Origin of the sequence: Gelidibacter algens, from assembly GCF_001678675.1 — a bacterium.
GTDB classification, from domain to species: domain Bacteria; phylum Bacteroidota; class Bacteroidia; order Flavobacteriales; family Flavobacteriaceae; genus Gelidibacter; species Gelidibacter algens.
Map to the genome: position 1 here is coordinate 1 of NZ_LZRN01000108.1, position 1,994 is coordinate 1,994.

The window sequence follows — 1,994 nt, forward strand, 5'->3', positions numbered from 1 at the left end:
GATTGTATTACCTAGGTCATCTGATTTTCTAGTTCCAATAATGGCTACACATTTTTCTAGGTTAGCCATATTTCCTTTAAGGTATAAAACAGCAGGAGGATTTTTAATTTCTTTTAGTAATGGCGGGTATTGTTCACTTGTAATTGGAATTATTTTAATATTATTTTCAGAACATTCTTCTATTATTCTACTTGCTAATGGTATATTTTCATTTATTCCCTCAATTGTTACCTGTCCTCCAAGCATATTTCCTAACAAATCAATATCGTCTAAATAAGCCTGAATTTCATTTAATCGTCTTTTGACGAATGCATCTCCAACTCCTTTAATCATGGATAATGCAAGAATATGTTTTACTTTATTGTTCATTATAAATATTTATAATATTTCCACAGCCCTCTCCTCTATACTGTGGTGGTGTACAAGAATAGAACTTACTTCCTTTATTACGATTTATTTTTATCTGCATTTTCTTACTACATTTTGGGCAAATTTTATTCGATATTGGTAAAATTAAATAAAATAGCGCTATAAATAGAATGTTTTTGGCTCCTCTATTTCTCAATTGAGTGGCAACTTCATATGCTGTTGCGGAAGAGGTAAATTGATCATCAATTACAATAATATTCTTATCATTTAAATCGAAGGATTTATAGGTTGAAAGATATTTGGCTATAAAATCTCTACGCGATTTATAATTAGGTTGATTCCTTAAACTTCCTTCGACATTCTCATCCCATTCAAAAAGTTTGACTTTAGGAATCTCACTTTGAACTATATCGAATATTTGCTCCATTTTATTTGGAGGAGTGGTTGTTTTTTTGTCTGAAACATATGAAAGATAATCCCAATTAAATTTATTTTGAGACTCTACGGTTTTTAAATAGTTTGAAACTGAAGTTGCTAGCTGATTTAAAAATTCAGTTGATCTATCCTGTCTGTCAATTTTATAATACATATCTGCACGTGCATACTTATCACATTCGCCATCATCCTGCCTAGCTAAACAGCGAAAAGCAGTGAATCCGTTGGCATGTTTTTGAAATTTAAACTTAACTACTTTTGAAGAGCTTACACCTTGAAACACGGCTTCTAATGCTAATAAGTTTTCCAAAGGGTTTGAAATAATTTTAGCTAATTCTTCGAAACTATTAGCATAATATGTTGGACCATACTTGATTTTCTTCCTATCATCTCCAATTCCATCTCTTACCTCAAGCTCAGTTGTATTATAAAATTTTGTAAGTACTGTTCTAATATTTAATAAACGTCCAAGTCCAATATCAAGCCAACTATCACCTACTAAAATAAAATTATTTTTGTTACTAAAAGCTTCTTTTAACTCGTTATTAGACTGGATAAAATCTTGGGTCTTTTTATCATTAGGTTTATCTGCTAAACTTAAATATGGTAAATCAAAAATTTGTTTTGCAATAGCTTTGACGTAGTTTGGATGGCTATCCGAAATAATATATAATTTGTTTCCCAATAAGATTTGCTCATGTATAAACTTGAGAGCTCCTGGGAACACATATTTTTTAATTAATTCAACATCTATATTATCAATTCCATCTTTCATTCTTTTAAAATAGGAATCCGTTGTATGTGTTAATGTTCCATCTAAATCTAAAAATATGATCATACATTTTTATTTTTTAAAGTATTTATTTTTTTCTAAAAAGGAAGATCTTCATCATTTTCGCTGAAACGTGGAACAGGTGGAGGATTATTTGAAGCGTCATTTAATGCTATTTTCCAACCTTGAATGGTATTGAAGTATTTAGTTTGGCCTTCTGCATTGATCCATTCCCTACCTCTTAAGTTTATGGAAACGACAACCATATCTCCAATATTATAATTATCTAATAGGTCACATTTATCTTGAATAAATTCAACTAATATCATTTGAGGATATTGTTCGACAGTGGTTAATATTAATTCTCGTTTTTGAAATCCATTACTACCAATAGTTTGTGCTGTATTTATTTTTTTTC

3 protein-coding genes are annotated in these 1,994 nt (G+C 29.8%); all 3 read right to left on the reverse strand.

All coding sequences use genetic code 11. From position 1 onward, the window contains the following. Positions 1-369: DNA-processing protein DprA (locus A9996_RS19250; protein WP_211272678.1), on the reverse strand; the 369-nt coding region annotated here is incomplete at its 3' end. Continuing rightward, entirely contained in the window at positions 359-1,642 is a 1,284-nt protein-coding gene (locus tag A9996_RS19255; protein WP_066439150.1) for a hypothetical protein, read from the reverse strand. The genes A9996_RS19250 and A9996_RS19255, both read right to left, overlap by 11 nt. Before the next feature lie 32 nt (positions 1,643-1,674). Further along, positions 1,675-1,994, reverse strand: a 320-nt coding sequence (locus A9996_RS19260) for a DUF3127 domain-containing protein (RefSeq protein WP_346210732.1), incomplete at its 5' end; no start/stop codon positions are given.

Coding starts and splice junctions, on each gene's coding strand:
- A9996_RS19255 (WP_066439150.1), bottom strand. CDS start 1,642: ATGATCATATTTTTAGATTTAGATGGAACATTAACACATACAACGGAT.